The 26387-nt window shown below is 61.0% G+C and carries 29 protein-coding genes; 18 read left to right on the plus strand and 11 right to left on the minus strand.

Annotated elements, in window-relative coordinates; translation table 11 throughout:
• Positions 1–25: 25 nt before the first annotated feature.
• The 5 genes from PseAD21_RS20900 (at position 26) to PseAD21_RS20920 (ending at position 6468) form a co-directional block, all read left to right on the plus strand.
• The gene (locus PseAD21_RS20900; protein WP_102357526.1) at positions 26–367 is read left to right on the plus strand and encodes a hypothetical protein; all 342 of its coding nucleotides are present in this window, start codon (positions 26–28) and stop codon (positions 365–367) included.
• Between the two features lie 98 nt (positions 368–465).
• Positions 466–1722, plus strand: a complete 1257-nt coding sequence (locus PseAD21_RS20905; RefSeq protein WP_102357527.1) for a TolC family protein — start codon at positions 466–468, stop codon at positions 1720–1722.
• Positions 1719–2966, plus strand: coding sequence for an efflux RND transporter periplasmic adaptor subunit (locus PseAD21_RS20910; protein WP_102357529.1), 1248 nt, complete (start codon positions 1719–1721; stop codon positions 2964–2966). Before PseAD21_RS20905 ends, PseAD21_RS20910 begins: the two co-directional genes overlap by 4 nt.
• Positions 2963–6121, plus strand: a complete 3159-nt coding sequence (locus tag PseAD21_RS20915; protein ID WP_102357531.1) for an efflux RND transporter permease subunit — start codon at positions 2963–2965, stop codon at positions 6119–6121. The genes PseAD21_RS20910 and PseAD21_RS20915 overlap by 4 nt, the downstream gene beginning before the upstream one ends.
• Positions 6118–6468, plus strand: coding sequence for a copper-binding protein (locus tag PseAD21_RS20920; protein ID WP_102357532.1), 351 nt, complete (start codon positions 6118–6120; stop codon positions 6466–6468). The genes PseAD21_RS20915 and PseAD21_RS20920 overlap by 4 nt, the downstream gene beginning before the upstream one ends.
• A gap of 72 nt (positions 6469–6540) precedes the next feature.
• Here PseAD21_RS20920 and PseAD21_RS20925 read toward each other — a convergent pair whose 3' ends face one another.
• The 3 genes from PseAD21_RS20925 to PseAD21_RS20935 form a co-directional block, all read right to left on the minus strand.
• Positions 6541–6948, minus strand: a complete 408-nt coding sequence (locus PseAD21_RS20925) for a phytanoyl-CoA dioxygenase family protein (protein ID WP_102357534.1) — start codon at positions 6946–6948, stop codon at positions 6541–6543.
• Positions 6945–7976, minus strand: coding sequence for an alpha/beta fold hydrolase (locus tag PseAD21_RS20930; protein WP_102357535.1), 1032 nt, complete (start codon positions 7974–7976; stop codon positions 6945–6947). Before PseAD21_RS20930 ends, PseAD21_RS20925 begins: the two co-directional genes overlap by 4 nt.
• A gap of 72 nt (positions 7977–8048) precedes the next feature.
• Positions 8049–8621 carry a hypothetical protein gene (locus tag PseAD21_RS20935; protein WP_102357537.1) on the minus strand — a complete coding sequence of 191 codons (573 nt, stop codon included), beginning with the start codon at positions 8619–8621 and terminating at the stop codon, positions 8049–8051.
• Positions 8622–8868: 247 nt separating this feature from the next.
• Here PseAD21_RS20935 and PseAD21_RS20940 point away from each other — a divergent pair, with 247 nt between their 5' ends.
• Entirely contained in the window at positions 8869–9564 is a 696-nt protein-coding gene (locus PseAD21_RS20940) for a tRNA (adenine(22)-N(1))-methyltransferase TrmK (protein WP_102357539.1), read from the plus strand.
• Here the strand turns inward: PseAD21_RS20940 and PseAD21_RS20945 are convergent.
• Both PseAD21_RS20945 and PseAD21_RS20950 read right to left on the minus strand, forming a co-directional pair.
• The gene (locus PseAD21_RS20945; RefSeq protein ID WP_256588205.1) at positions 9545–10546 is read right to left on the minus strand and encodes an alpha/beta hydrolase; all 1002 of its coding nucleotides are present in this window, start codon (positions 10544–10546) and stop codon (positions 9545–9547) included. The genes PseAD21_RS20940 and PseAD21_RS20945 overlap by 20 nt on opposite strands.
• 81 nt (positions 10547–10627) lie before the next feature.
• Positions 10628–11164 carry an AAA family ATPase gene (locus PseAD21_RS20950; RefSeq protein ID WP_102357540.1) on the minus strand — a complete coding sequence of 179 codons (537 nt, stop codon included), beginning with the start codon at positions 11162–11164 and terminating at the stop codon, positions 10628–10630.
• Between the two features lie 180 nt (positions 11165–11344).
• On the opposite strand from PseAD21_RS20950, the gene PseAD21_RS20955 reads away from it, so the two are divergent.
• Together PseAD21_RS20955 and PseAD21_RS20960 are read left to right on the plus strand one after the other, a co-directional pair.
• Positions 11345–11788, plus strand: a complete 444-nt coding sequence (locus PseAD21_RS20955) for a MerR family transcriptional regulator (protein ID WP_102357542.1) — start codon at positions 11345–11347, stop codon at positions 11786–11788.
• Positions 11789–11872: 84 nt separating this feature from the next.
• On the plus strand, positions 11873–13105 hold the full coding sequence (locus tag PseAD21_RS20960) for an NADH:flavin oxidoreductase/NADH oxidase family protein (protein WP_102357543.1): 1233 nt from the start codon (positions 11873–11875) through the stop codon (positions 13103–13105).
• A 60-nt stretch (positions 13106–13165) separates the two neighbouring features.
• Here the strand turns inward: PseAD21_RS20960 and PseAD21_RS20965 are convergent, their stop codons facing one another.
• A complete protein-coding gene (locus PseAD21_RS20965) occupies positions 13166–13588 on the minus strand; it encodes an SgcJ/EcaC family oxidoreductase (RefSeq protein WP_102357568.1) in 423 nt (140 codons plus the stop codon).
• Between the two features lie 89 nt (positions 13589–13677).
• On the opposite strand from PseAD21_RS20965, the gene PseAD21_RS20970 reads away from it, so the two are divergent.
• The gene (locus tag PseAD21_RS20970; RefSeq protein ID WP_102357545.1) at positions 13678–14112 is read left to right on the plus strand and encodes a GFA family protein; all 435 of its coding nucleotides are present in this window, start codon (positions 13678–13680) and stop codon (positions 14110–14112) included.
• 20 nt (positions 14113–14132) lie between these two features.
• Here the strand turns inward: PseAD21_RS20970 and PseAD21_RS20975 are convergent, their stop codons facing one another.
• Complete coding sequence (locus PseAD21_RS20975) at positions 14133–14651, minus strand: DUF1993 family protein (protein WP_102357546.1); 519 nt, start codon at positions 14649–14651, stop codon at positions 14133–14135.
• An 84-nt stretch (positions 14652–14735) separates the two neighbouring features.
• A complete protein-coding gene (locus PseAD21_RS20980; protein WP_102357548.1) occupies positions 14736–15653 on the minus strand; it encodes a LysR family transcriptional regulator in 918 nt (305 codons plus the stop codon).
• 143 nt (positions 15654–15796) lie between these two features.
• On the opposite strand from PseAD21_RS20980, the gene PseAD21_RS20985 reads away from it, so the two are divergent.
• The 6 genes from PseAD21_RS20985 to PseAD21_RS21010 all read left to right on the plus strand — a co-directional run bounded on the left by PseAD21_RS20985 (position 15797) and on the right by PseAD21_RS21010 (position 21552).
• Entirely contained in the window at positions 15797–16555 is a 759-nt protein-coding gene (locus PseAD21_RS20985) for a 5-oxoprolinase subunit PxpA (RefSeq protein ID WP_102357549.1), read from the plus strand.
• 93 nt (positions 16556–16648) lie between these two features.
• Positions 16649–16894, plus strand: coding sequence for an acetyl-CoA carboxylase (locus tag PseAD21_RS20990; protein ID WP_102357550.1), 246 nt, complete (start codon positions 16649–16651; stop codon positions 16892–16894).
• A gap of 10 nt (positions 16895–16904) precedes the next feature.
• Complete coding sequence (locus PseAD21_RS20995) at positions 16905–18278, plus strand: acetyl-CoA carboxylase biotin carboxylase subunit (protein WP_102357551.1); 1374 nt, start codon at positions 16905–16907, stop codon at positions 18276–18278.
• The gene (locus PseAD21_RS21000) at positions 18275–19147 is read left to right on the plus strand and encodes an allophanate hydrolase subunit 1 (RefSeq protein ID WP_102357552.1); all 873 of its coding nucleotides are present in this window, start codon (positions 18275–18277) and stop codon (positions 19145–19147) included. Before PseAD21_RS20995 ends, PseAD21_RS21000 begins: the two co-directional genes overlap by 4 nt.
• Positions 19144–20118, plus strand: coding sequence for a biotin-dependent carboxyltransferase family protein (locus PseAD21_RS21005; RefSeq protein ID WP_102357554.1), 975 nt, complete (start codon positions 19144–19146; stop codon positions 20116–20118). Before PseAD21_RS21000 ends, PseAD21_RS21005 begins: the two co-directional genes overlap by 4 nt.
• A gap of 111 nt (positions 20119–20229) precedes the next feature.
• Positions 20230–21552, plus strand: a complete 1323-nt coding sequence (locus tag PseAD21_RS21010) for a cytosine permease (protein WP_102357556.1) — start codon at positions 20230–20232, stop codon at positions 21550–21552.
• Between the two features lie 125 nt (positions 21553–21677).
• On the opposite strand, the gene PseAD21_RS21015 is transcribed toward PseAD21_RS21010, so the two are convergent.
• Entirely contained in the window at positions 21678–22133 is a 456-nt protein-coding gene (locus PseAD21_RS21015; RefSeq protein ID WP_102357557.1) for a PaaI family thioesterase, read from the minus strand.
• 377 nt (positions 22134–22510) lie between these two features.
• Between PseAD21_RS21015 and PseAD21_RS21025 the strand changes: the two genes are divergently transcribed.
• Positions 22511–23056 (plus strand): DinB family protein, encoded by a 546-nt coding sequence (locus PseAD21_RS21025; protein ID WP_102357559.1) that lies wholly within the window; start codon positions 22511–22513, stop codon positions 23054–23056.
• A 109-nt stretch (positions 23057–23165) separates the two neighbouring features.
• Here PseAD21_RS21025 and PseAD21_RS21030 read toward each other — a convergent pair whose 3' ends face one another.
• The gene (locus PseAD21_RS21030) at positions 23166–23678 is read right to left on the minus strand and encodes a signal peptidase II (RefSeq protein WP_256588206.1); all 513 of its coding nucleotides are present in this window, start codon (positions 23676–23678) and stop codon (positions 23166–23168) included.
• Between the two features lie 419 nt (positions 23679–24097).
• Here PseAD21_RS21030 and PseAD21_RS21035 point away from each other — a divergent pair, with 419 nt between their 5' ends.
• Positions 24098–25213 carry a saccharopine dehydrogenase family protein gene (locus tag PseAD21_RS21035; protein ID WP_102357561.1) on the plus strand — a complete coding sequence of 372 codons (1116 nt, stop codon included), beginning with the start codon at positions 24098–24100 and terminating at the stop codon, positions 25211–25213.
• 2 nt (positions 25214–25215) lie between these two features.
• The gene (locus PseAD21_RS21040) at positions 25216–25707 is read left to right on the plus strand and encodes a DUF2269 domain-containing protein (RefSeq protein WP_102357562.1); all 492 of its coding nucleotides are present in this window, start codon (positions 25216–25218) and stop codon (positions 25705–25707) included.
• A 20-nt stretch (positions 25708–25727) separates the two neighbouring features.
• Here the strand turns inward: PseAD21_RS21040 and PseAD21_RS21045 are convergent, their stop codons facing one another.
• Positions 25728–26168, minus strand: coding sequence for a thiol-disulfide oxidoreductase DCC family protein (locus PseAD21_RS21045; protein WP_102357564.1), 441 nt, complete (start codon positions 26166–26168; stop codon positions 25728–25730).
• Between the last annotated feature and the right edge of the window lie 219 nt (positions 26169–26387).

Raw genomic sequence — 26387 nt, forward strand, 5'->3', positions numbered from 1 at the left:
GATCCGCGGACTACACTCCAACACCATGAAACGCCAATTGCGGTTATTGCTCATATTCGTCATCAGCCTGGCGCTTCCCCTCAGTGGGATGGCGGGTACTCAGGTGCCGAGCGAACCGTGCCCGATGCAAGCCATGGGCATGGCGATGATGGATGGCATGGGCATGGACTGCTGCAATGATATGAAAAGCCCGGTCGAGCACGGTAAACCCTGCAAGCCCGGGCAGGAGTGCAAGACTGGGGGCATGCTTGAGGTCTCGATCATCAAGCCCGCCGTGACGTTGTTCAGCCCCGTCGTACTGATGCCTTCGGGCGACTCTTTCCCTGTCTCGACCCCGTCCGGGGTCTGGCGACCGCCACGCGTTTGATTCCTGTCGCAATTTGAACCTCATCCCGGTCCATCGGGATGGCTTGGCTGTGCGCGTGTCGTTCACGCGGGCAGTGGCTCATTACAGGAATCGTAAACATGAACTCCAAGTGCTTTTGCACCGGGCGGCCGCTTGTGGCAGGCCTTGTGGCAAGCGTGTTGGCGTGGCCGGGTTTCGCCAGTGCGTTGACACTCGACGAAGCCTTGCGGCTGGCAGAAAACACGGCGCCTTCGCTGATCGCGCAAGACGCAAAAATCCACGCTGCCAGCAGCGCGGCCATTCCCGCCGGGGAATTACCTGATCCGAAACTGCTGTTAGGGGTGCAGAACTACCCCGTCAGCGGCCCGAATCGCGGCAGTCTCGACGCTGATTTCATGACCATGCAAATGGTCGGAATCCGTCAGGAAATGCCCAACGAAGCCAAACGCAAGGCGCGTGTCGAAGTGGCCAGTGCTGCTGTTGACCGTGCGGCAGCCGAACGCCGGATCGAGCGTCTGAATGTGCGCCAGTCCACGGCATTGGCGTGGATCAGCAGCTATGCGGTGGAGCGCAAAAATGCATTGTTCCAGGACTTCTACAAAGAAAACCGCCTGCTCGCCGAAACCGTCAATGCGCAGATTGCCGGTGGTCGTGCGCAACCGGCGGATGCGGTAACGCCTCGGCAAGAGGCGGCACAACTGGCGGAGCAGCAGGACGATTTGATTCGCCAGCGTGCTCAGGCACAGGCAGCGCTCAAGCGCTGGATTGGTCCGGTGGCGGATGCCACACCTCAGGGCCGACTGCCCGAATGGCCGGTGGACACCTCGGGCATCGCCCACAACCTGCAGCACCACCCAGAATTGGCGGCGTTTGCGCCAATGACTCGCGAGGCGCAGGCCAGAGTCAACGAGGCCCAGGCGCAGAAAAAGTCCGACTGGAGCTGGGAGCTGGACTATCAGCACCGTGACCGCCAGTTCGGCGACATGGTCAGCGTGCAGTTGTCCTGGGACTTGCCGTTGTTCCCCGAGACTCGACAGAACCCGGTAATCGCCGCCAGGCAAGCGCAACTCGACCAGCTGGAGGCTGAGCGCGATGCCTTGTCGCGCGAGCACACCCAGCAACTGGAAAGTGAACTGGCCGACTATGAACAGCTCGATCGGGCGATGCACCGCAGCGAGGACAGCCTCTTGCCGCTGGCCCGGGAGAAGGTCGAGTTGAGCATGGCGAGCTATCGCGCCGGCAAGGGCGATTTGAATGCGGTGGTGGCGGCCCGGCGCGAGCTGATCCAGGCGCGCCTGAAACAGGTCGATGTGCAAGCGCAACGAGCGCTGAGCAATGCGCGGCTTTATTTTGCTTACGGGGAGAGCGGCCAATGAACCTCAAGGGGAACAGGTGGGTGTTGGCGGGCATTTTGCTGTTGCTGGGCGGCGTCGGTGGTTACCGGGCGGCGCACTTGCAGATGAACGAGTCAACTGAAATGGCAGCTGCGCAGAGTGTCAATGCCCCGGCCGAACGCAAGGCGCTGTATTGGTACGACCCGATGTACCCGCAGCAAAAGTTCGATAAACCGGGCAAGTCACCCTTCATGGACATGCAGTTGGTGCCGCAGTACGCCAGCGGGGCGGATGACCGCGCGACGGTGAATATCGATCCGGCAGTGGCGCAAAATCTCGGCATGCGTTCGGCACCGGTCAGGCGCGGGGTCTTCAGTTCCAGCCTTGATGTCAGTGCGATTGTGGGGTTCAACGAGCGTGACGTTGCAGTGGTTCAGGCGCGCACGCCGGGTTTTGTCGAGCGCGTCTATGACCATGCGCCCGGCGATGTGCTCAAGGCCAACGCGGCGCTGGCGGACATTCTTGTGCCTGAGTGGGCGGCGGCCCAGACCGAGTTTCTGGCCATGAAACGCAGCGGTGATGCCGGTTTGTTGCGGGCTGCCCGTCAGCGACTGCGCCTCACAGGAATGCCCGATACGCTGATTGCCCGGGTTGAGCGGCAGGGCAAGGTTGCGCCTTATCTGACGCTCACCAGCCCGCGGGCGGGTGTGTTGCAGGAGCTGAATGTTCGTGTGGGCATGACCGTCGCGACAGGCGAAACACTGGCGCGGGTCAACGGCTTGAGCCGTGTCTGGCTGGCGGTGGCCGTCCCCGAATCCGAAGGCGCAGCACTCTCCGTGGGGCAAGCCGTCGAAGCCCGTCTGCCGGCGTTCCCGGGCGCCACGCTCAAGGGCCGTGTAGACGCCATCTTGCCGCAGGCCAATGCAGACAGTCGGACCTTGCGTGTGCGGGTTGAGCTGCCCAATCCAGATGAACGCCTGCGGCCAGGCATGACCGCGCAGGTCAGCCTGCAGCAGACAGGCACCGCCAGCGTCTTGTGGGTGCCAAGCGAAGCGGTGATTCGCACGGGGCGCCGGGATCTGGTGATGCTGGCCGAAGCCGCCGGGCATTACCGGCCGGTGCACGTGCAAATCGGCGAGGAAAGCGCGGGCAAAACGGTGATCTTGAAGGGCCTGGAGGAAGGCCAGCAAGTGGTGACGTCGGGCCAGTTCCTGCTCGATTCGCAGGCCAGCCTCAAGGGCATCGTTGCAGGTGATGGCACGGACAGCATGGAGGCCCGGCCATGATCGCCGCGCTTATTCGCTGGTCCGTGGCCAATCGCTTGCTCGTCCTGCTGGCGACACTGTTTGTCAGTGCATGGGGCGTGTGGTCGGTACAGAACACGTCGATTGATGCACTGCCGGATCTGTCCGACGTGCAAGTGATCATTCGCACGCCTTTTGCGGGGCAGGCGCCGCAGATTGTCGAGAATCAAGTCACTTACCCGCTGGCCACGACCATGCTCTCGGTGCCGGGGGCGAAGACCGTGCGCGGTTATTCGTTCTTTGGTGACAGCTTCGTTTACGTGCTGTTCGAAGATGGCACCGACCCGTACTGGGCACGCTCGCGAGTGCTGGAGTACCTGAGCCAGATCCAGAGCCGCTTGCCAGCTGCTGCCAGACCGGCGCTGGGCCCCGACGCGACAGGCGTCGGCTGGATCTTCCAGTACGCCTTGGTGGATCGCACCGCAGGACATGATCTGGCACAGCTGCGCGCACTGCAGGACTGGTTCCTCAAGTTCGAACTCAAGACCCTGCCCAACGTCGCCGAAGTGGCCACGGTGGGCGGCATGGTCAAGCAGTATCAGGTGCAGCTCGATCCGCTCAAACTGGCCGCTTCCGGCATCACCCAGGCACAGGTCGGCGAGGCGATCGGCAAGGCCAATCAGGAGACGGGCGGGGCGGTGCTGGAGATGGCGGAGACCGAGTTCATTGTGCGCGCATCAGGCTACCTGAAGACGCTGGATGACTTCCGGGCGATCCCGCTCAAACTGGGTTCCGGCGGTGCCCCGGTGACCCTGGGTGATGTGGCGACGATTCAACTGGGCCCGGAAATGCGCCGTGGTATCAGTGAACTCGATGGCGAGGGCGAGACGGTTGGCGGCGTGGTGGTGTTGCGCAGCGGCAAGAACGCTCGCCAGACCATTGCGGCGGTCAAGCGCAAACTCGATGAGCTGAAAAGCAGTCTGCCGCCCGGCGTGGAAATCGTCACGACCTACGATCGCAGCACCCTGATTGATCATGCCGTGGAAAACCTCAGCCACAAACTGCTCGAGGAATTCATCGTCGTCGCGTTGGTCTGCGGGATTTTCCTGTGGCATGTGCGCTCATCGCTGGTGGCGATCATTTCCCTGCCGGTGGGTGTGCTGATGGCCTTCATCGTCATGCATTATCAGGGGATCAACGCCAACATCATGTCGCTCGGTGGCATCGCCATCGCTATTGGTGCCATGGTCGATGCCGCCGTAGTGATGATCGAAAATGCCCACAAAAAGATCGAAGCGTGGCATGCGGCCAATCCCGGTCAGGCGTTGGAAGGTGAGCCGCGTTGGCGGGTCATTACGGACGCGGCGCAGGAAGTCGGGCCGGCGCTGTTTTTCTGTCTGCTGATCATCACGCTGTCGTTCATTCCGGTGTTCACGTTACAAGCCCAGGAGGGGCGACTGTTCGCTCCACTGGCCTTTACCAAAACCTGGGCCATGGCGGCAGCGGCCGGATTGTCGGTGACGCTGGTTCCGGTGTTGATGGGGTACTGGATTCGCGGGCGCATCCCCGGTGAGCGGCAGAATCCGTTGAATCGTTGGCTGATCGGGCTGTACCAGCCCGCGCTGGATGCGGTATTGCGGTGGCCGAGGCTGACCCTGCTGGTGGCGTTGCTGGTGATGGCCAGTGCGTTATGGCCACTGTCGCGTTTGGGGGGTGAATTTCTTCCGCCGCTGGACGAGGGCGACCTGCTCTATATGCCGTCAGCGTTGCCGGGGTTGTCGGCGCAGAAAGCCGCGCAACTGCTGCAACTCACGGACCGCCTGATCAAGACCGTTCCGGAGGTCGAACACGTCTTTGGCAAGGCGGGCCGTGCTGAAACGGCGACGGATCCGGCGCCCCTGGAAATGTTCGAGACCACCATTGCATTCAAGCCTCACGACCAGTGGCGCCCGGGAATGACCCAGGAAAAACTGGTGGAGGAGCTCGATCGCGTGGTGCGTGTACCTGGCCTGACCAACATCTGGATTCCGCCGATTCGCAATCGCATCGATATGCTCGCCACCGGTATCAAAAGCCCGGTCGGCGTAAAAGTCGCCGGCAGTCGCCTCGCGGACATCGACGCGGTGACCCAGGCGGTCGAACGGGTCGCCAGGGACGTGCCCGGCGTCAGTTCGGCGCTGGCGGAACGGCTGACCGGAGGCCGCTACATCGATGTCGATATCGACCGTCAGGCCGCTGCCCGTTATGGCTTGAACATCGCCGATGTGCCGTCGATCGTCAGTGGCGCCATTGGTGGCGAAAATGTCGGGGAGACCGTCGAAGGGCTGGCGCGCTTTCCGATCAATCTGCGTTATCCGCGTGAGTGGCGCGATTCGCCGCAGGCCTTGGCGCAGCTGCCGATCTACACCGCGAACGGCAGCCAGATCACCCTCGGCACCGTGGCGAAAATCAGCATCACGCAGGGACCGCCGATGCTCAAGAGCGAGAATGCGCGGTTGTCAGGCTGGGTGTACATCGATGTGCGCGGCAGGGACATTGCGGCGGTGGTCGCTGACCTGCGCGAGGCAGTCAATGCGCAGGTCAAGCTGCTGCCGGGTATGAGCCTGAGTTACTCGGGGCAGTTCGAGTTTCTCGAACGGGCCAATGCGCGACTCAAAATAGTCGTGCCGGCGACGCTGGCGATCATTTTTGTGCTGCTGTACCTGACCTTCAAGCGTTTCGATGAGGCGGCACTGATCATGGCCACGTTGCCGTTCGCGTTGACGGGGGGCGCATGGTTTCTCTATTGGCTGGGGTACAACCTGTCGGTGGCCACGGGCGTCGGTTTTATCGCACTGGCCGGCGTTTCCGCCGAGTTTGGGGTCATCATGTTGCTGTACCTGAAGCAGGCATGGGCTGCACGCAATGACCTTGGCGAGCACTCTGATCGAAGTTTGCTTGCGGCGATTGGTGAAGGCGCTGTGCAACGGGTTCGCCCAAAAGCCATGACCGTGGCCGTCATCATCGCTGGCCTGTTGCCGATTCTGCTGGGCAGCGGCGCCGGTAGCGAAGTCATGAGCCGGATCGCTGCGCCCATGGTCGGCGGCATGCTCACGGCGCCGTTGCTTTCGCTGTTTGTCATCCCGGCGGCGTATCGCCTGATGCGCCGTCGTACCCTCGATGTTGAACCCTCCACCCTTGAAGGAAAAACCCGATGAAACTGACACTCGTTGCAGTGGCCGGCAGTCTCTTCCTGTTCGCGTCTGCGAGCCACGCAGAAAATCGATCCGCAATGAAAATGGACGATATGCCGGGCATGGACATGCAGCAGCAAACGCAGCAAACCCCTTTGGCCAGTGCCGAGGGAACGATCAAGGCGATTGATCCGGCAAGCCACACGGTGACCCTCGCGCATGGCGCTGTTGCGGCGTTGCAATGGCCGCCGATGACGATGGCTTTTGCCGTGACGCCTGCTCAGTTGAACGGCCTGGTGGTGGGGGATCGTGTGACGTTTTCCTTCCGGATGGAGGGGAGTAGAGCGACGATCGTGTCGATCAGCAAATAACGGCTGAGGCCCTCAGCAACCGGCGCGCAGGGTTGCGTTCCGGTTGCTGCCGACCTTGCGCACGGCGCCGGACTATGGCCTGACCTGGCGAAACTGCGCAGGATCAAATTGCTCGCGGGTGTCCATGCGAACACCTCGCAGATCTGCAGTTTCCAGATGCGTCGCCTGCAACGTCTGTGCGCAGTAGCTGATCAGAATCGAACGCCGGCGGGCGCCACTTGCGTTGCGACTGCCCGCGTGCACCAGATCGACATCAAACACCAGAATGTCGCCCGCAGCGCCTGCCAGCTGCACGGCAGTGCTCTCGTCAGTGAACTCCAGCTGCGCATGGCGCCAGTCCATGCCGCGCGGAACCGGCCATTGTTCTGGCGGTTTGAGATTCGCATCGAACACCGCGCGAAGCCCGGCGAGCCACTCCAAAGGGATCGCCTGGCGCAGCAACGCATAACCCTCCCGATGAAGCTGCTCGCGGTCGATCAAGGCTTCGGCGTCGCCAGGAAATCGCTGATCAGCGCGACCACTTGCTGCTGGATGACCTCACGCGGGCGCGCCTTGTCGCCATCGCGGCAAATGATGCCATCGCCTGGAGCGTCTTCCTCGAGCATCTCGATCGCCCCCGGTTTGCAGATCGACGTGAAGCTGAAGTGAGTGGCGTCGCTGATCTCGACATAGCGCGTGCTTGCCGGTGGCAGACGTTTAGCCAGATTGGCGGATTCCAGCTGCGCAGGCAGGTCTTCGGACGGGGCGCCGGCGGCAATCACCAGCGACGGTACGGCCAGCGTCGCGAGGCTGGCGTCCGTCATGCCGCGTGACAGGCCCAGGTCCAGCGAGACGATGGCCGTGACCGCTGGGTAGCGCCTGTCAGCCGCCAGATCCGCCTTCGCTTGTGAAGTGCTGGCCGGATTCATTTTCTGGTAGACGCTGCAACTGGCCAGCTTCGAATGGACCTTGCAGTCCTCGGCAAAACGCTCGGGGTCGAAACGTGCACCGGCGATTTCCAGGGCCGTCCAGCCACCGAGTGAATGGCCAACAACGGCAATGCGCTGTGGCGCGACCGCGCCAAACTGCCCAGGCTGCGCCAGCACCGCATCGATCGCCCGACGCAGGTCGACCGGTCGCTGCCACAACTGCGCCGCCGCTTGCGGGCTGCGGTCGTGGGTGGTGCTGCCGGGGTGGTTGACCGCCGCGACGATGTAACCCTGATCGACCAGGGCAGTCGCCAGCCACATCTGGTTGCTCCAGTTGCCGCGGTAACCGTGGGAGAGCACCACCAGCGGATGTTCGCCGGCCGTCGGTGGTGCATCGCGCACCGCCGACGCACTGAGGAATACCGGACTGTCGTCGATCAATTGTGCGGGCGCGGTGGTGGTCGCGGGGTACCAGACGACCATTTCCAGCGGACGCTGCGGGTCCGCCAAGGTTGTGCTGTGGAAGCCGATGGGGTTGGCATCAGCGAGAGTGTGGGTGCTCAGGCCGATCAGAAACAGGGCGCCGTATGCTGTTTTCAATGGGGGTTCTTCCTTGATTGAATCGCTATGTGATTACAGCGCTCTGCGCGGGCGCAACGTTAGATCCGACTGTTACATTGCGCTCGTAAAAAGATCTTCACAGATCGAATGAAGGGGACCGGCACCGAAACCTCTGAGGGGTTTGGGTGTGGCAGGAAGGCCTTCTTCCCTGCACTTGCTTGCGATGACTTCTGACTCATCGAAAAACCTTTCAATAAGACAAAGCTTCATTTTTGCAATGTCATCCCCTGGCTGTTCGGGCGTCAAGTTAAGCCCACGTGCGAGCGAGATGCGAATATTTGTCGCCGCTACTCTGATGACCGGATCATCGCTACGATTGGCGAACTCCGTGACTTTTCGCACATCATGCTCCAACTGATCCCTGGACTTGGAGCGTCCTGGCTCTGTGCGTGACATAGCTTCAGCCCCCACTTCAAGAAACGAAGATCGTGCATCTACGACGGCTGCACATGTCTGCGCAAAGGGATCGCTGCCATCTCGGGTCAACTTGTATCCCTTGTAAGCGTATACAGCGGATGCAAGCGCAATCACCATCATCACGAACCATGCAACGATTTTGCCGTTGCGATCCGAGCTGTGACCGCGCATAGAGGTCAACAATGATCTCAGGGTGTGTAGCCTCATTTACTCTCCATCATGGAATTGAACAGCCAATACTGTCATTTCTGGCTGGATACTGTACTGGTATCGGGCCATCACGTGCATGACAAGTTGAACGCTATTGGTGCTGAGGTCTCGGCTACGGATTGACAGGTAGCCGCAGGATAGGGCGCTTGGCACGCCCGGATTTGAATTGCCAGCCACAGCCCGCTAGAGTCGCGCCCCTTGTCCGGCCCGCAGTGCCGGTTATTGCTGGGAAAAGGGGCGGCAGTTGAACGAACACACTTTGTCCATGCGCCTGGAGCGGGTGGCGGCGCAGGTGCCGGCGGGCGCGCGGCTGGCGGATATCGGCTCGGATCACGGCTATCTGCCGGTGGCCCTGATGCGCCGTGGCGCCATCGCGGCGGCGGTGGCCGGTGAAGTGGCGTTGACGCCGTTTCAGGCGGCCGTGCGCACGGTACGCGAGAACGATCTGCAGCCGCACATCACCGTGCGTCTGGCCAGTGGCCTGGCGGCGATCGAGCCGAGTGACGGGATCACCGCGATCAGCCTGTGCGGCATGGGCGGCGAAACCATCCGTGACATCCTCGACCGCGGCAAGGCGCGCCTGAGCGGACAGGAGCGGCTGATCCTGCAACCCAACGGTGGCGAGCAACCGCTGCGCCAATGGCTGATGGACAACGACTACCGCATCCTCCTCGAGGAGCTATTGCAGGAAAACCGCTTCTTCTACGAAATCATCGTTGCCGAGCGCTCCGGCCCGGTCGACTACAGCGCCGAACAACTGTACTTCGGCCCGTTGCAGATGCTGGCGCGCAGCCCGGCATTTCTCGCCAAATGGCAGCACCTGTTGCGCCAGAAACAGAAAACCCTGAACAGCTTCACCCGTGCGCGCCAGGCTGTGCCCGAAGAAAAGCGGCAAGAGGTCGCGCAGCAGATTCAGTGGATTACCGAGTTGCTGGCGTGAGCTGAGCGCAACGATCCACGGGCTCCTGCGCGGCGCTTCGATGGTTGATCCATGCCCGGCTGTGAGCCAGCACCTTGTCGGCCATGGTCGTCGGAAAATGGATAAACCCATGGGCGCAAGCTGGCAGCAAGTGCACCTCAACCACTGCCGACGCTTTCCAGCGTGCAGCCAGTTCCAGGGTGTCGTCGCGCAGCGGGTCCAGTTCGCCGACGAACATCAGCGCCGGTGGCATGCCGGCAAAGTCGCCGTACAGCGGTGACAACGGCGGCTGTTGGCGTTGCGCATCGCTCAGGTCCGGGGTCAACTGGCGTAGCGCCTCGACCATGCCGGGGCCGTCCAGCAGCAGGGTGTCGGCAGTAGCAGCGCGAACACTGGCTGTTCCGGTCAGGTCGTAGACGCCGTAATACAGCAGCGCACCTTGGATGCGCTGCAGCAATTCTGGCGACGATTGCAGCCCCAACAACGTCGCCGCCGCCAGATGGCCGCCTGCCGATTCCCCAACGACGATTATCGGCAGATCAGCGAATTCGTTGCAGCCGAGCAACCAGCGAGCGGCACCCAGACAATCCGCCAGCAACCCCTCCACTGGCGTGTTGACCGCCAGCCGATAATCCACCGAGACCACCGCCACGTTGCACGCATTGACCATGCCCGCATTGAGCTCGTCGTTCATCTGCGGGTTGCCGATGACCCAGCTACCGCCATGAAAATCCAGCACCACGCCTCGGGCTTGGCCTTTTGGCCTGATAATTCGCAGCGGTACCGGGACGCCGTTTGAATCAATCACGATGTCTTCGGCCTCAAGGCCGTGTTTGCGCAGCTTGTCTGCGCCGGCCTTCTGACTGACGCGCAGCAGCGTCTGGATCAGTCGCGGCACGACGCGATTACGGACTCGAAACCGCGGCAGCCAGGCGAGGGTCTTGTTGAAGCGCTGCATCTGCGCGATTTCATCTGTGCCGAATTCGAGTTTTTCGGTGTCCATGCTGGTCCTCTATGACGTTCGCTGCGGCGTGCCGACACCGCTAAGCACTTGTGCAATCCGACAGATGGCCGGCAAGCACGTTCACTCCAGACAGGTTGTGGACGTAGCAGTCAATTCATCGACAAATGCAGCAATCTGCCGCTTGTCTCGCAGGTGTACCACAGGAATGTTCGGGCCGATGGCCAGGCGCACTTTTTCAATCCCCGGTCGGTAGCCGCGATCAAACGTCCAGACAAACTTCAGAAATTCCAGAAACGCCCGGTCGAGCGTCTCTTCGCAACCTGTTGGCTGGTCAGCGCGAGGGCGCTTCAGCACGCTGCGCTGGATCACTCGGGTGAAACAGGTGAGGCGAGGGGTATCCAGCCAAATGATCAAGTCGGCGCGTGGCAGGCGCAGGTCGAAGGTTCGCCGCGCGTAGTTGCCTTCACACACCCAGGCATCCGCTGCCACCGCTGCGCTGACTCGGGTGCGGAACTGCTCGGCATCTGGCTCGACCCAGCCTGGCTCCCAGAACAAGGTGTCGAGGTGAACGACGGGCAGGTTCAGGCGCTGACCCAGGGCGCGGGCCAGGGTGGACTTGCCGCTACCGGCATTGCCTAGAATCACAATCCGTTGCATGGGGGACTTCCTGTCGAGAAAAGCCGGCCATTGTGCAGATTCCGTGAGCGTAAGCAACGCTCGAGGAGGCGGCTGGATTGCGCTGGTCGTCGACTGCGATAAAACCTCTGCGCCGATTGGCCGCCGAATCAGTTCAGGTTTAAAGTCAGCTTCAATGTTAATGCGTCTGCGGAGTGGAACATGAGAATCGGTGAATTGGCGAAAATCAGCGGGTTGGCGCCGTCTCGCATCCGCTTCTACGAAGCGAGTGGTCTGATCACCTCGGTCGGGCGCAAAGCCAACGGCTATCGCGATTACGCTCCCGACACCCAGTGGCTTCTGGAGCTCATTACCGGTGCGCAGGCGGCGGGTTTCTCATTGGAGGAGATCCGTCAATTGATGCCGATGAATGCGAGTGGCTGGCAGCACGAAGCGTTGCTCAGTGGCCTCAAGCAAAAGGTCGAGGAAATCGAAGTCCTGCAGCAACGGCTGGCCCGGAACAAGGCGCAATTGCTGCTGGTCATCAAGGGTGTCGAGGGCAAGCCTGAGGGCATGGCCTGTGCGGACAATGCGCAAATGCTGATGAATCGCTTGCGCGAAGAAGGCGTGGTGGGTTCTTCAGACCGCCGTGATGTGGCGCGCTGAACATCGAATATCCTTTAAAAAAGCTATTGACCTTAAAGTTGGCTTTAATCTTATGGTGGCCTCATCTCAGTTGAGGACTGCCCCATGAATGTGTTCGACACCCTGCTACTTCCCAACGGTTCGACCATCAAGAACCGAATCGCCAAAGCCGCCATGGAAGAGAACATGGCCGACGCCGACCAGGCGCCCTCCGAAGAGCTGATACGTCTCTACCAAGCCTGGGCCGATGGTGGGGCCGGGCTGATCATCACCGGCAACGTGATGGTCGACGGCTGCGCCATGACCGGCCCGGGCGGCGTGGTGCTGCAGGACGACCAGCAACTCGCCAAGTTCCGGCGCTGGTCGAGTATTGGTCGCTCCGGCGGCGCGCAATTCTGGTTGCAGATCAATCACCCGGGCCGGCAGATGCAGGCCAACCTTGGGCAAAAAACCTGGGCGCCGTCAGCCGTGCCGCTGGAGCTGGGCAACATGTCCAAGCGCTTCGCTACGCCCCATGCCATGACTCCAAGTGTGATTGAGGAGGTCATTCAGCGCTTTGCACGCACCGCACGCCTTGGCGAACAGGCCGGGTTCACTGGCGTGGAAATCCACGCCGCGCATGGTTATCTGTTGAGCCAGTTCCTGTCGCCGCTGACCAACCAGCGGACGGACGAGTGGGGCGGCTCCCTGGAAAACCGCGCGCGCCTGTTGCTTGATATCGTCAGAGCGGTGAGGGCGGTGGTTGCGGCGGATTTTGCGGTGGCGGTCAAACTCAACTCTGCCGATTTTCAGCGCGGAGGCTTCACCGCCGACGACGCGAAAAAGGTGGTTGAGCTGCTCAACGATCTGGGTGTGGATCTGGTGGAATTGTCCGGCGGCAGTTACGAAGTCCCTGCCATGCAGGGCGAGGCGCGCGATGGCCGGACCCTGGCCCGCGAGGCTTACTTCGTCGAATTTGCCCACGACATTCAGACTGTCGCGAAAATGCCGGTGATGGTCACCGGCGGGATTCGCCGCCGCCCGGTGGCCGAACAGGTCGTTCAGAGTGGCGTCGACATGGTGGGGATCGGCACTGCGTTGGCCATCGATCCGCATCTGCCGCGTGACTGGCTGCAGGGCAAGGACAACGCCCCACAGTTGCCGCCGATCACTTGGAAAAACAAAACCATCGCCGCGCTGGCGAACATGGCGGTGGTCAAGTTTCAGCTGGACAAACTCAGTCAGGCGAAAAAGCCCAACCCGGGCGTGTCGCCGCTGCGTGCGCTGATTCTGCAGCAGGTCGGCATGGCATTTCGCACGCGCCAGTATCGGCGGTGGGTAGAAAAACGTTCGACGTGAGGCGACTGAAACGGATGCAGCGCAGGGTGAAATACATTCCTGTGGCGTCGCCCGCGTTGGCTATTCGCGCAAGATGGCTTCACCCGTGCGCGGGTTGGTGAGCGTCACATTCTCCAGCGCCCTGATGCGCCAGGCCTCGTTGTGTCGGGTCAGCACCGCGAGAATCAGTGTATCCACCGCATGCGCCCCGGCCGGATGTGCAGCACCGGCCGACAGACGACTCCAGAAATGAACGATCGCCACTCCGTCAGCGACGTGATCGACATCGATCAGTGCGTTTTCAAGGGTGGAGTCGCGGTAGATTGTCTGGTGAATGGGCGCGTGCAACGCGACAATTTCCTCGATGCCCCGAACGAAGTGGCCGAAGCGATTGACGAACGTCGCCTGCGGATCGAACAGTGCGCCGAGTGCGGGCATGTCGTGGGTGTTCCAGGCCGTCTGGAATGCACCGGGGACGTCTTCGGGGTTTTTCATCTGAGTCATGGCTGAACGCTCGCCGATGGTTAGAATGCGGCCTTGAACATAAGAAACTTCAGCATGGATGTGCAAGCGCTCGTCCACAGGAGATTTTCATGACAACAGGGCAGTGTCTATGCACCGCTGTACGCTTCAGCCTCTCGGTTGTGCCTGGTTTTTTCTATCGCTGCCACTGCACCCTGTGCCGCAAACAAACGGGTGTCGGCCACAACCTCGCCACGCTGGTCAACGCTCGCGACTTTCACTGGGAAGCAGGGCAGGACTCGATCAAAAGCTGGGTCAAACCCAGCGGTTACCGAAATGACTTTTGCGCACAATGCGGTTCGACCGTGCCCAACCCGCTTCGCGGATCGCCTTACGTGTGGGTTCCGCTCGGCCTGCTCGATGACGATCTGAGCATGGAGTGCGCGGGCGATTTTTGCGTTGACGATGCCATGTCGTGGGATGCGCAACGCTCGGCCAAAAGTCATTGTGGCGCCGTGGAGTCGTTGGCGTTTCTGGTACAGGAGCTCCGGGTCAACGGTGGTTGACGCCGGAGCCTGACCTGCAATTATTTTCGCAGATACGCAAACATGTGCTGCACATAGTCCGCCTTGCCCAGCGGCACGCCGTTGTGCCGCAGGATGTTGTACGCCGTGATCAAGTGGAAGTAGAACTGGGGCATGGCCCAGTCCACGGCATATTCGCTGCCGGTCATGTCGAAAGCGATGCCGTTGGGCAGTTCGATGGCGATTTTCCTGTCCGCGCTGGCGTCGATCTGCGCCGGATCCGCTGCTGCCAGCCTCTCCAGTGTGCTTTCGATCAATGCCTTGGCCGCCGCCATGTTTTCTGGCGGTGTGAGCGCGCTCAGCGGCTGTTGCGTCAGCCGTTGCACGGCGTCCTGCGCCTGAGTGCAGGTGTACTGAATTTGCCGGGCGAGGTTGTGCATGTCCGGCGCCAGGCGTGCTTCGAGCAGAACCTGCGGGTCGTAGCCGCGCTCAACGGCGCAAGCTTCGCCCTTGGACAACAGCGCTGACAAGGCGCGCAGCATCTGGGCAAAACGAGGAATGGTCACTGCATGGATCGACATGGTTTTTCCTTGCGTAGTGTCTCGGGGTTTGGCGGGGGAACGATGAGGCAGCGCTCGCGCATTTTCCGGAGGGTAACCCTGTTTTCAGCGTCGCGCGAGATGCTGCTGGGGCGCCAGAAAGGCATCGTGGAAATAATTGCGAAACGCGTGCATCGCCGGGCTGAACTCCTGTGCGCGGTGCCACGCCAGGCCGACACTCATCGGCGTCACCTTGTCAGTGATGGTCAGAGTTTCGATGCGTTTGCCTTCCAGCGACCAGGGGCGGTGCACCAGGTCCGAAAGGATTGCCACGCCACTGCCGTTGGCGACCATGCTGCGCACGGCTTCCACGGAACTGGTGCGGACCCGCACGTTCGGCTGCTGGCGGGCGTTTTCCCAATAACGCATGGCGCTTTGTTCGGCCTCGTCGACGGTCAGCAGGATGAACGGCTCCTTTGCCACATCGGCCAGGCTGACCGCCGAACGCTCGCACAGCGGATGGTGACTGGGCAGCCATAACCGGCGCTCAGAGTTGAAGAGTGTCTCGGAGACGATATCCGGGTGAGTGAGATTGGCGGTGAGCACCACGGCCATGTCGAACCGACCTTCGAGCAGCCCCTGTTCGATGGCTTGTCGTTCCTGTTCGTGAACTTCGATGGTCACGTCGGGATGCCAGTGTTCCAGGCGCTGCAAATGGTGCGGCAGGAAGTAGCCGAACACCGTATAGCTCGCCGCCAGGCGTAACACGCCACTGGCGCGGATGTCCGGCAGCGGGCTGTTCAGCGCGTCATCGACGCTGCGCAAAATCACATAGGCCCGGTTCAGAAAGTGCCGCCCGGCATCGGTCAGGCTCATGCCTTGCGCCGAGCGCTGGAACAACAGCGTGCCGAGAATGCCTTCCAGTTCCTTGATCGCGGTGGTCACCGCCGACTGCGAAATATTCAGATGAATCGCGGCCTGGGAGATCTGCCCGATCTCGGCGGTGGCGACGAAATAGCGCACTTGGCGCAAGGTCAGGGACATGGACACTCCGGTCAGCGAGGAAGCGATTTTTTCAAGGCTATCTGTTTTTCAGAAGATGGCCTATCTGTTAATAGATCTTCCCAAGGGGTTAGCGGAAATCTAACTTGGCCTGCATGAAGTCACAAGCGTCAGGAGCAAGCGTCATGCAAGCAGTAGATTTCAACTCGGACATGGGTGAAGGCTTCGGCCCATGGACCATCGGTGATGGTGTCGACAGTGAGCTGATGGGCTTCATCAGTTCGGCCAACATCGCCACCGGTTTCCATGCCGGCGACCCCGGCACCATGCGCCGCACGGTCGAACAGGCCAAGCGTCTGGGCGTGGCCATCGGCGCGCATCCGGGGTTTCGTGATCTGGTCGGTTTTGGCCGTCGGCACATCAACGCACCGGCTCAGGAACTGGTCGACGACATGCTCTATCAGTTGGGCGCCCTGCGTGAACTGGCCCGGGTTCAGGGTGTGGCCCTGCAACACATCAAACCTCACGGTGCGCTCTATATGCACCTGGCGCGGGACGAGGAGGCAGCCCGCCTGCTGGTGGAAAACCTGCAGCGACTGGAACCGGAGCTGCTGCTGTACTGCATGCCCGATTCGGTGATCTGGCGTGTCGCCCCCGAGCTCGGCCAGCCAGTGATCCGCGAGTTCTACGCCGACCGCGAATATGACCTCAGTGGTTCCATCGTTTTCACCCGCAACGTGCGCGCCTACGACCCGGCGCTGGTTGCTGCGCGGGTACTGCGCGCCTGTCAGCAAGGTGTGGTGCGCACGGTCGAGGGTGAAGACCTGGCGATCGAGTTCGATTCGATCTGTCTGCACAGCGACACCCCGGGTGCGCTGGCGCTGGTCGAGGCCACACGTACAGCGCTCGACAACGCCGGGATCAAGGTGCGCGCCCCGCGCTGATGACCGGCGAAACACCTGGTCCACAGACGCCGGGGTTTGCCCAACGATGCACTTTTTGCCTGCCTTTCTACAACTATTCCAAAAGGAACAGACATGGCCGAACACACTGTAATCACCCCGTTGCCGGGGACCTTCTACCGCAAAGCCACACCGGAGTCGGCGAACTACGTCGAGGTGGGCGCGCAGGTCGGCGCCGACACGGTGATTGGCCTGATCGAGGTCATGAAGCAGTTTTCCGAACTGACCGCCGGGACGGCCGGTCGCCTCAGCGCATTTTTGGTAGAAGACGGTGATCCGGTGGAACCGGGTCAAGTCATCGCAACACTCGACGTCGAGTGAGGGCGCGATCATGACCCAAGGTATTCATAAATTACTGATCGCCAACCGTGGCGAAATTGCGGTGCGGATCATTCGTGCCGCCAAGGCTCTGGGGATTCCCACCGTTGCCGCGTGTAGTGACGCGGATGTCGATTCCCTCGCGGCGCGCATGGCCGATGAGGTGCACGTACTCGGCCCGGCACGTGCCGATAAAAGTTATCTGAACGTTGAGGCCTTGCTCGGCGCCTTGAAAACCACGGGCGCCAACGCAGTGCACCCCGGTTACGGCTTTCTCTCGGAGAACGCAGATTTTGCCGAAGCGGTGGTGGCGGCCGGGGCGATTTTTGTCGGGCCGAGCGCCGAGACGATTCGGCGCATGGGCGATAAAGCCGAAGCCCGACGCACTGCGCAAGCGGCGGGGGTGCCGGTGGTGCCGGGGTCGCCGGGTGAGTTGTTTGACGTTGAATCGGCACTCAAGGCTGCTGAAAGCGTTGGCTTCCCGCTGCTGATCAAAGCCTCGGCCGGTGGCGGTGGGCGCGGTATTCGCCTGGCGGAAAACGCTGCGCAACTGGCGGAAGAGTTTCCCCGTTCCCAGCGCGAAGCCCAGGCTGCCTTCGGCAACGGCGCGGTGTATCTGGAACGGTTTATCGGCCGGGCCCGGCACATTGAAGTGCAGGTGTTGGGCGATGGTCAGCACGCGGTGCATTTGTTTGAGCGTGAGTGCTCACTGCAACGTCGCAGGCAGAAGATTTTCGAGGAAACGCCGTCGCCGGTCCTCAGTCAGCAGCAACGCGAGACCCTCTGTGCCAGTGCCGTGCGCCTGACCGAGTCCTTGGGCTACAAGGGCGCTGGCACTCTGGAGTACCTGTATGACGATGCGACCGGCGAGTTCTTCTTTATCGAGATGAACACGCGGATCCAGGTGGAGCACCCGGTCAGCGAGCTGATCACTGGCATCGATCTGGTCCAGGCCATGCTGCGCATTGCCGGCGGCGAACCATTGGGCTTGCGCCAGAGTGGCATTCAACTCAACGGCGCCGCGCTGCAAATGCGCCTGAACGCCGAAGATCCGCAGCGCGACTTTTTCCCAAGTCCGGGGCTGGTCGAGGAACTGATCTGGCCGCAGGGCGAGGGCATTCGTGTCGACACTCATCTGTATCAAGGCTACCGCGTGCCGCCGTACTATGACTCGCTGCTGGCCAAGCTGATTGTGCATGGCGCTGATCGCGCCCAAGCATTGCGCCGGGCGCAGGCAGCGGTAGCGCAGACCACACTGTCCGGCATGGCCAGCACGCTGACGCTGCACGGCGAATTGCTCGAGCAAGCGTGGCTGCACAGCGCCGACTTTCACACTGGCACCCTGGAAACCTGGCTGGCCACGCGCCGCAGCGGAGGTGCAGCATGAGTACGCCAATCCGTTACAGCTTCGGCGCCGATGAGCATCTGTTTGCCGAAGTCAGCGACAGCATGTCCCTCGATGCGTTTTTCAAGGGCCTGGCTGTCACCCGCGCGGTGGAACGGCTGGCACTGGATGGGGTGCTCGATGTGTGTCTGGCCAATGCCTCGTTCCAGATTCGTTTCGATCCGGACCGCATCGCCCCGCACACCTTGCTCGAAGCGGTGAAAGGCGCCGAAGCCGAGGCGGTTGCCGAGCGCACGCTGCAGACGCGGATCATCGAGATTCCGGTGCTGTACAACGACCCGTGGACCCACGAAACCCTGATGCGTTTTCGCGACCGGCATCAGGACCCCAGCGCCACTGACCTGGAATACGCCGCACGGATCAACGGCCTGGCCGACGTCGATGCGTTCATCGCCGCCCACAGCGGTGCACCGTGGTTTGTCTCGATGGTCGGCTTCGTCGCCGGGCTACCGTTCATGTTCCAGATGGTCGAGCGCGAACGCCAGTTGCAGGTGCCAAAGTACCTGCGGCCACGCACTGACACACCGAAATTGACCCTCGGTCATGGCGGTTGCTTTGGCTGCATTTACTCGGTGCGCGGTGCCGGTGGTTATCAGATGTTCGGCGTGACGCCGGCACCGATCTACGACCCGCAGCAAAACCTCGCGTACCTCAAGGAACACATGGTGTTTTTCCGTCCGGGCGACATCGTGCAGTTCAAGCCGATCGATCGTGAGGCCTACGACCATGCCGTGGCTGAAGTGGACGCCGGGCGCTTTGATCTGCGGATTCGCCCGGTGGAGTTTTCGCTGGACGCGTTTCTCGCCGATCCGATCGGTTATCCCAAGTCGTTGCAGGAGGTGCTGGCATGATCAAGGTACTCAAACCCGGTCTGGCGACCTCGGTACAGGATCTGGGGCGCGAAGGCTATTACCACCTGGGCATTCCGCCTTCGGGTGCGCTTGATCAATATGCCTTGAGTGCAGCCAATCAACTGGTCGGCAACCCGGCAGGGCTGGCGGCGCTGGAATGCACGTTGCTCGGGCCGGAACTGGCGTTTCAGCAGGACGCTTTGGTAGCGGTCTGCGGTGCGCACATGACGCCGCGTGTCGATGGTGTGGAAATGCACCACGACACGGCTTTCGAGGTGAAGGCCGGACAAGTGCTGCGCTTCGACTTTCCGAAGGCCGGCGCCCGGGCTTATCTGGCGGTGGCGGGGGGCATTGATGTGCCGGTGGTGCTCGGCAGTCGTTCGACCTACGCGCTGGGTGCGCTTGGCGGTTTCCAGGGGCGGCGGTTGGTTGCGGGCGATGAGTTGCCGATTGGCGCTGCCAGTGGCAAGGGCCGCGCCGGGGCCAGTCTGCCCATGGCGTTACGCCAATCGCTGGGCGGCGAAATTACCCTGCGCGTGGTGCCGGGGCTGTATTACGAGCGTCTGAGCGAATCTGCGGCGAAGAGCTTTTTCGCCGAGCCATGGACCGTCGGTTCAGAAGCCGACCGTATCGGCTATCGCTTCAAGGGCGGCAGTGCGATGAGCTTTCAGCCCCGCGAGCAACCGTTCGGCGCCGGTTCCGATCCGTCGAACATCGTCGACAGTTGCTACCCGATCGGTTCGATCCAGGTGCCGGCCGGGCTTGAGCCGATCGTCCTGCACCGCGATGCAGTGTCCGGTGGTGGCTACGCGATGATCGGCACAGTGATCAGCGCCGACCTCGACTTGATTGGCCAGATGCAACCTAACCAGAAGGCCCGCTTTGTCGCGGTGACCCTCGAAGAGGCGCTGCAAGCGCGACGTTCCTATAAGAAAAAACTCGGCTGCCTGAGCAAGCTGTTCCCTTCCTGATTCTGCCCGCCGCATCGCGCGGGCCATGCCAAACGGTAAGCCAACGCCGCACTTCGGTGCGGTGGCGGCTGCCCGCGCTTCAACCTTTGACTGGTTCTGGAGTTCACGCATATGGCTGCTTTATCGCAATCGAGTCAAACCGGGCAGGACCCGGCCCACCATCCCGTACCGACCGAAGCGCGCATGGGGCGACTGTCGCTGACCATGGCCTGGTGGGCGGTGTGCAGCGCGATGTTCTACATCGTGGTTGGCGCTTCACTGGCGCTGTCGTTCGGTGCGCGCAATGCGCTGATCGGCATGCTGCTGTCGGTGATCAGCTACGGCTTGGTCAACAGTGTGCTCAGCCGTTTCGCCATCCGCAGCGGCTTGTCGGTGGCGCTGTTTTCACGGCTGTTGTTCGGCAGCAGCGGGGCGTGTCTGGCGACGCTGATCTTCTTCTCCACGGCGATCTATTACGCGGTATTCGAAGGCTCGGTGATTGCCGTAGCGCTCCATCAGTTGTACCCGCAACTGATCTATCCGCTGGCGGCACTGGCGGTGGTGCTCTACAGCGTGCCGATGATTCTGGGCAGCGTGCAGCACTGGCTGGACAAGCTCAACGGCGTGTTGCTGCCGGTGTACCTCGGCGGCCTGCTGGTGGCGGTGGGGCTGTCGATCAGTCGTTATGGCTACCAGCCGCAATGGCTGGATTTCGGTCCGGCAACGCCCAGCGCATTCGGCTGGTGGCACTGCTTCGTCGCTTATATGGGCGTCTGGGTGTTGATGCTGTTCACCTTCGACTACGCGCGTTTCGGCAAGCCTGAGGACGCCCAATACCACGGTCGCTGGAACTTCGGCATGCCATTTTACGCGGTAACGTTTTTGCTCAACGGCGCGGCGGGGATCTACCTGGTCAGCAGCATTCCCCATGACGGCGCCCTGAACGAAGTGTCGGTGGTGATGGCGATCCTGCAGTTGATGGGGCTTTGGGGATTGCTGTTCGTCTGGGCCACGCAAACCCGCATCAACACGGCCAACTATTATCTGGCGACGTTGAACATGCAGGCGTTCTTTGGCCGTTTTGGCGTGCGCGGCTCGTACCTGATGTGGGCGCTGGTGGTCGGGGTAATTGTCTACGGGCTGATGCTGGCGGACGTGTTCGCCTATCTTCTCAAGGCGTTGGCCTATCAGGGGATTTTTGTGGTGGCCTGGGTCGGCGTGGCATTGGCGCAGACTCTCTGCGGACGCAATGAAGTGGCGGCACTTGAGCGGGTGGCTGCATTCAATCCAGTCGGGTTGACGGCGTGGTTCGGAGCGACAGCGCTGGGACTGGCGTTGATGTTCGCCGGTGATGGATTGAGCAGTTTTTCCGCGCCGGCGACGGTGGTGGTGGCGTTTGCCTTGCAGGCGGGACTGGCCCGGCGCGGGCGGTGGGTGTTGCAGGCGGCGGAGTAGGGGCAGGAAAAATCAGCCGAACAGTGCGGCTGATTTAGCGATAAGCCACCGCCAATGTCAGGGGAGACGCTGCCGTGTAACCAGAGTACGGCGGCAGCGATCTCTTCAGGTTTGGCAAGCCGCTTTCAACGAGACGGGGTTTTCGACTTTCCGTCGCTCGGTTCACCAGATGAGGTTGGCACAGCGAACACCGCACTGGCGCGCGCAACCGTTCGTTCACCGACATGCAGGCTGACGGCGGCAAACGCCAGTTGACGTCCCTTTTTTGAGTACTCAAGACGCACTTCCAGCCACTCATTGATTTGTACTGCGCCGAGATAATCCAGGGTCATGCTGGCGGTGATCAATGGTTGTGGAGGGTCGCTGGAAAATGCCATGGCGTAACCCATGCCGACATCGGCTAATGTTGCCAAGACACCCCCATGCAAGGTGCCGCGGCCATTGGCATGTCGTGAGTCAGTCAACAGTCCCAGTTCCAATTGCAGTCCGGTGCCCCTCGCGTAGATAGGGCCAAGCAAATCAAGCAACGGGCTGCTGCGGCTGAACGGGGTGAATCCGTCGGCAATTGCAGTGGCGTTCATGGTTCCTCCTTGTGCCGGCTACTCACCGGTCGTTGACCTGAGTACTTCGATTCAACTGGAGGGTTTATTTGTCATCGCGCAAGGGGGCAAGAACTATTCGGGTGCGGAATTTGCGGTGATAAGCCGTGAGTCCTGAATGAGGGCACAAGCGCAGCCTCAACACTTTGTGAAGGTGCCTCCCCAGCGTACGTATCGTTCGTTAAACTGCCACGACTCGCCCGCAAAGCGACCTTGACAATAAGAAGCCTGGGGCCCTCATGCGCCATCGACGCATCCCCCCTGGCCACCAGCGAAACACTGCCATCCATGCCGTTGTTGCGCATCTTCCGCCAAGGGTTGGCGACCAATCTGCTGAATTCACTAAAAGGACGAACACGATGAATCGCACCGGCCATGTCTGCTTGATGGCGACATATAACAAATGGATGAATGCAAACATTTATGACACGGCCCAAAGCCTGTCGGATGAAGAGCTTTCAGTGAATAGAAAAGCGTACTTTGGTTCTATTCTCGGGACGCTGAACCACTTGGTGGTCGGGGACGTTCTCTGGCTGAAGCGATTCGCAGAGCACCCGGCGAACCACTCGGCTCTGGAGCCGATTCGGCAGCTTCCTGCGCCCAAAAGTCTCGACCAGTTGACGTTCTCGAACATCCGCGAATTATCAGCTCATCGATTATGGCTCGATGGAGTAATTGTCGAGTGGTCTCGTTCCATGACAGAAGAAAATCTGGATCACACCCTCAGTTACACAAGCATGGCCGGGGCGCCCTCGGACAAGAGCTTTTATGGTTTGGTCATGCATTTCTTCAACCACCAGACTCATCACCGCGGGCAAGTGACTACTTTGCTTTCACAAGCAGGTGTCGATATGGGCAATACGGACCTGGTTTACCTCATTCCATCCGAGCCCGGCACTCATTAGAAAACCCTGGTGCAGGGTCGGGTTTTGTCACCTTGGATCGGGTCGGCTAAACAGTGCCGCCCTGCAGGAGGCGCGGAGTCAAGGTGACAGCAGTCGGCCATAAGCTCGTTTACGCTTCAGATTTTTTCCGCCATTCAACATAGAGCAGCATGCCGGCACCCACCATGATTGCAACATCTGCAATATTGAACACGCCAGTGTGAACAGACCCCAGGTTGAGAACCATATAGTCGACCACGTGCCCCTCACGAAACACCCGATCAATCAAGTTGGAGGCGCCACCCAACGCGAGGAGGTATACCGCTGCCGATCTCCGTGGAGAGCTTGTCCAGCGTGCGAGGGACCACCAAGTGGCCCAGCACACCACCGCCGCTACGCCCACTATGAAAATCAGTTGTTTCAAGCCAGCTGCTAACCCTGCGCCCAGGCTGAGGAACGCTCCAGCGTTCAGGCTCAGCGCGATATCCAGCCAAGCGGAACCAACGCCCAGTTTGAAACTTTTCGATTGCAGCACCACTAACGCCTGCATCTTGACCCACTGATCCAGGGCGATAAATCCAAGGCCAATCAGTACCGCAAACAACCGACTTCTCATCATGAGCTCCACAATCAATCCTTTCATTCATTTATGCCGGGCACGCAGGCATGGCTCGCTTTTGGCTGCGGCGCGAAGATAGCGCGACCTTGACTTCGGGTCTACTGATCGCCGGCTCAGAATCGGACTTCGCCAATCTCCGCTATCGGCTAATGATGAAGCGCTTAACCAGCATTGCCAGTTGGCGTACTGGGGATGAGCGTGGAGGGCGGCGAGCTGCTGCTGGTCAACGTTGCGCTATCGCGGCGAGGTGATACGCCAGTGACGCGCCGACGATTCCCGCGCCGATGACGATGATTCGTTTGCTCACATCAACCTCCATTGGCGATGCGCTGACAGTACTCCATCCCGGCCTGTGGCGGCAGACTTGCCTGGCCCGGTGATATCAGGGAAGCTGCGCCGAGCCCGGTTTTGGGCCTTTTTTGGAATCCTTCAGGGAAGCGTTGATGGCACTCAGGGTGTTGGTGGTTGGCGGGTATGGAAACTTTGGCAGTATCGTTTGTCGGCACCTGATCGACATGCCGGGCGTCGAACTGGCGATCTCGGGGCGTGATCCGCAGAAGCTGGCGCGCAAGGTCGCTGAACTGGGCGCAACCTGCGAGAGCTGGTGCGGCGATGCTATGGGCGCCGGGTTCTGCGCCGCTTTACGCGCGATGAACATTCAACTGGTGATTCACACCGGCGGCCCGTTTCAGGGGCAGTCCTATGCGGTGGCCGAGAACTGCATCGCGGCGGGCGTCAACTATTGTGACCTGGCGGACTGCCGGACGTTCGTCAATGGCATTGGCGTGCTCGATGCCCGAGCCAGGCTGGCCGGGGTCGCTATCCTCAGTGGTTGCAGTTCGGTGCCGACGCTCTCGTCAGCGATCATCGATGAGCAGCGTCATCGCTTCAAGCGCATCGATTCGATCGAGCACGGCATTTCCTCGTCGGCCAAGATGCCGGGGTTGTCGACGGTCGAGGGCGTGCTCGCTTATGCCGGCAAGCCGATCCGTCAGTTACGCAACGGTCAGGTGCATGAGGTGATGGGGTGGGAGGATCTGAGTCTGCGCAAGCTGCAGGATCTCGGCACTCGGGCGTTGGCCAATGTGGATGTGCCGGACATGGACATCTTCGCCAGTCGCTATGGCGCACACACGCTGAGCTTCAAGGCCGGCGCCGGCCTCAAGCTTGGCGGTGTGGCTAATTATCTGTTTGCTCTGGCGATGAGGACGGGGCTGGTACGCGACCATGCGCCATGGGCCGCCAGGTTGCATCGGTGGGGCACCTGGTTCGAGCGTTTCGGTGATGGCAAAAGTGCGATGTACATCGATGTGCGAGGCGTTGGCCTGAATGACCAGCCACTGTCGATGACGGCGCAATTGACTGCGCTGAATGACAAGGGGCCGGAGATCCCGAGTTGTGCCGCTGTCGCGCTGGCCGTGAAAATTGCCCGGGGCTACGTGCCCGGGTCCGGCGCCCGTCCTTGCGTCGGCGAGATCAGCGTCGATGAGTACATGGCCGCAATCAATGACGCACAGAATCTGGGCCTGTCCGTGCACTTCAGTGACGGGATGCGTTGAGCATGCTGTACCTGGGCCTTAAGTACGTGCATGTCATCGCCGCGATTTTCCTGTTCGGTTTCGGCATGGGCTCCTATCTCTATTTGATCGCCGCCAGTCGCACGGCCAATTCGCAGGTGATCGCCCATGTGGCGAGAATGGTCGTGCGCTTCGACGCCTGGATCACTACACCGGCGGGCCTCATCCAGATCGTGACGGGCTATCTGTTGACGAGGCTCAGCGGACTGCCGCTGACCACGGAGTGGGTGCTGACGTCGCTGATCATCTTCTTTATGGTCGGTTCGCTCTGGCTGCCGGTGTTGGTGTTGCAGAAGCGTTTGCAGGGAATGGCGGTGAGCGCGTTCGAACGTGGTGCGAGGCTTGATGACGATTACCGAGCCGTTTATCGCCAGTGGTTCTGGATGGGGGTTGGCGGCTTTCTGGGGATGTTCGTGATTGTCTTGATGATGGTGACGAAGATGACGCCGGGACAATGGTTCGCACTGGTGGTGTAGCCGCGCGGTCACACTGGCGACTATAGAAAGCGTCGTTCGTGATCGGAGTCGGGCAGCAGGCAAGAGTCGTACTTGCCGAAGATCCAGTAGCGATTCAGCGCCACGCGGTCATAGGCCCAGTCCCGAAGTGCCCTTGGGAAAATGCGCAGAAGCCTGACCGGCCACCAACGGGCAGGTAATTGCGCGATGACTTCGAAGAACGCATCCGAACGCACCCAGTAATGCGGGGCGCGAATCACCGCCATGGTGTCGAACTGGTCCACCGGCAGACCAGCCCACGCCAGCAATGCCTGGCCTTCGGGCGACTGCACCGCCGCCAGACGTACTCGGTGCTGGCGGTCGTGGCGAATCACGAACCTCGCCCAGCCGTTGCACAACTTGCAGACACCGTCGAACAGGACCACGGTTTCGCCTGGATTGAGCAAGGGCGCAGTGGTTGGGCGAGTTCGGGCGTCGGGCATGGGGGCTGGTCCAGGAGGTTGGTCAGTCATTGCGAGGCATCATCCGAAGGTTATTGTTTCAGGTGTTGGGCAATAGACTGCGTATTCGCTGTCGTTGCGTCTATATATAAGCAGGCTTTTTCGGTGTATCGATAGAAAACTGAAATTAACGGTTGACGGCAGATTTCAGGTGTCTATAATTCGCCCCACTTCCGGCGCAGTCGAAACGGAAAACTCCTT

Source organism: Pseudomonas sp. AD21, from assembly GCF_002878485.1.
Taxonomy (GTDB): domain Bacteria; phylum Pseudomonadota; class Gammaproteobacteria; order Pseudomonadales; family Pseudomonadaceae; genus Aquipseudomonas.

Bases quoted from the DNA above. Each gene is read 5' to 3' on its own strand.
- PseAD21_RS20900 (WP_102357526.1), top strand. From the start codon at position 26: ATGAAACGCCAATTGCGGTTATTGCTCATATTCGTCATCAGCCTGGCG.
- PseAD21_RS20905 (WP_102357527.1), top strand. From the start codon at position 466: ATGAACTCCAAGTGCTTTTGCACCGGGCGGCCGCTTGTGGCAGGCCTT.
- PseAD21_RS20910 (WP_102357529.1), top strand. From the start codon at position 1,719: ATGAACCTCAAGGGGAACAGGTGGGTGTTGGCGGGCATTTTGCTGTTG.
- PseAD21_RS20915 (WP_102357531.1), top strand. From the start codon at position 2,963: ATGATCGCCGCGCTTATTCGCTGGTCCGTGGCCAATCGCTTGCTCGTC.
- PseAD21_RS20920 (WP_102357532.1), top strand. From the start codon at position 6,118: ATGAAACTGACACTCGTTGCAGTGGCCGGCAGTCTCTTCCTGTTCGCG.
- PseAD21_RS20935 (WP_102357537.1), bottom strand. From the start codon at position 8,621: ATGAGGCTACACACCCTGAGATCATTGTTGACCTCTATGCGCGGTCAC.
- PseAD21_RS20945 (WP_256588205.1), bottom strand. From the start codon at position 10,546: ATGGACACCGAAAAACTCGAATTCGGCACAGATGAAATCGCGCAGATG.
- PseAD21_RS20950 (WP_102357540.1), bottom strand. From the start codon at position 11,164: ATGCAACGGATTGTGATTCTAGGCAATGCCGGTAGCGGCAAGTCCACC.
- PseAD21_RS20955 (WP_102357542.1), top strand. From the start codon at position 11,345: ATGAGAATCGGTGAATTGGCGAAAATCAGCGGGTTGGCGCCGTCTCGC.
- PseAD21_RS20960 (WP_102357543.1), top strand. From the start codon at position 11,873: ATGAATGTGTTCGACACCCTGCTACTTCCCAACGGTTCGACCATCAAG.
- PseAD21_RS20965 (WP_102357568.1), bottom strand. From the start codon at position 13,588: ATGACTCAGATGAAAAACCCCGAAGACGTCCCCGGTGCATTCCAGACG.
- PseAD21_RS20970 (WP_102357545.1), top strand. From the start codon at position 13,678: ATGACAACAGGGCAGTGTCTATGCACCGCTGTACGCTTCAGCCTCTCG.
- PseAD21_RS20975 (WP_102357546.1), bottom strand. From the start codon at position 14,651: ATGTCGATCCATGCAGTGACCATTCCTCGTTTTGCCCAGATGCTGCGC.
- PseAD21_RS20980 (WP_102357548.1), bottom strand. From the start codon at position 15,653: ATGTCCCTGACCTTGCGCCAAGTGCGCTATTTCGTCGCCACCGCCGAG.
- PseAD21_RS20985 (WP_102357549.1), top strand. From the start codon at position 15,797: ATGCAAGCAGTAGATTTCAACTCGGACATGGGTGAAGGCTTCGGCCCA.
- PseAD21_RS20990 (WP_102357550.1), top strand. From the start codon at position 16,649: ATGGCCGAACACACTGTAATCACCCCGTTGCCGGGGACCTTCTACCGC.
- PseAD21_RS20995 (WP_102357551.1), top strand. From the start codon at position 16,905: ATGACCCAAGGTATTCATAAATTACTGATCGCCAACCGTGGCGAAATT.
- PseAD21_RS21000 (WP_102357552.1), top strand. From the start codon at position 18,275: ATGAGTACGCCAATCCGTTACAGCTTCGGCGCCGATGAGCATCTGTTT.
- PseAD21_RS21005 (WP_102357554.1), top strand. From the start codon at position 19,144: ATGATCAAGGTACTCAAACCCGGTCTGGCGACCTCGGTACAGGATCTG.
- PseAD21_RS21010 (WP_102357556.1), top strand. From the start codon at position 20,230: ATGGCTGCTTTATCGCAATCGAGTCAAACCGGGCAGGACCCGGCCCAC.
- PseAD21_RS21015 (WP_102357557.1), bottom strand. From the start codon at position 22,133: ATGAACGCCACTGCAATTGCCGACGGATTCACCCCGTTCAGCCGCAGC.
- PseAD21_RS21025 (WP_102357559.1), top strand. From the start codon at position 22,511: ATGAATCGCACCGGCCATGTCTGCTTGATGGCGACATATAACAAATGG.
- PseAD21_RS21030 (WP_256588206.1), bottom strand. From the start codon at position 23,678: ATGAAAGGATTGATTGTGGAGCTCATGATGAGAAGTCGGTTGTTTGCG.
- PseAD21_RS21035 (WP_102357561.1), top strand. From the start codon at position 24,098: ATGGCACTCAGGGTGTTGGTGGTTGGCGGGTATGGAAACTTTGGCAGT.
- PseAD21_RS21040 (WP_102357562.1), top strand. From the start codon at position 25,216: ATGCTGTACCTGGGCCTTAAGTACGTGCATGTCATCGCCGCGATTTTC.
- PseAD21_RS21045 (WP_102357564.1), bottom strand. From the start codon at position 26,168: ATGCCCGACGCCCGAACTCGCCCAACCACTGCGCCCTTGCTCAATCCA.